Below are 757 nucleotides of genomic sequence, written 5' to 3'. Positions count from 1 at the left end.
CCGTTCTGGCGCTGGCGGCGGGACATCTCGACCGCGCGCACGGACTGGAGGAACTGCTGACCCGCGCGCTGGCCGAAAACCCGCCCGCGCGCATGGATGATGGCGGCACCATCGCCCCCGGATATGACGCCGAACTCGACGCCCAGCGCGAACTGCGCGATGGCAGCCGCCGGATCATCGCCGCCCTGCAGCAGGAATATGCCGAACGCTTCGGCATCCCCAACCTCAAGATCCGCCATCATGCCCAGCTTGGCTATGTGATCGAGGTACGCGCCACCGCCGCCGCGCAACTGCGCGGGCACGCGGATCTGATCATGCGGCAGGGCACGGCCAGCGCCAGCCGCTTTTCAACCGAACGGCTGGTGGAACTTGACCAGCAGATCGCGCAGGCGGCCGAAAACGCGGCCCTGCGGGAGCGCCACCTGTTTACGCAGGTGGTGCGCCGGATTCTGGATGAAACCGCCCTGCCGGACATGGCGGCGGCGCTGGCGGGCATCGACATCGCGCAGTCCTGCGCCGTGCTGGCGGGCGGCGGGACGTGGTGCTGCCCGCAGGTGAGCGATGACACCTCCTTCGTCATCCATGCGGGCCGCCACCCGATGGTGGAGGCGGCCCTGCCCCGCAACGCCCGCTTCACCCCCAATGACTGCGATCTGGAACCTGATCATCGCATCATGCTGCTGACCGGCCCCAACATGGCGGGCAAGTCCACCTTCCTGCGCCAGGCGGCGCTGGCGGTCATACTGGCGCAGGCCGG

The 757-nt window shown here is 69.0% G+C and carries 1 protein-coding gene; it reads left to right on the top strand.

The features are described from left to right. A partial coding sequence (locus JCM25156_RS26355) for a MutS-related protein (RefSeq protein WP_034961387.1) occupies nt 1-757 on the top strand: 757 nt, incomplete at both ends.

The organism is Komagataeibacter kakiaceti JCM 25156, from assembly GCF_000613305.1.
The sequence above is the reverse complement of the archived record's forward strand: the minus strand, read 5'-3'. Positions and strand labels throughout refer to the sequence as shown.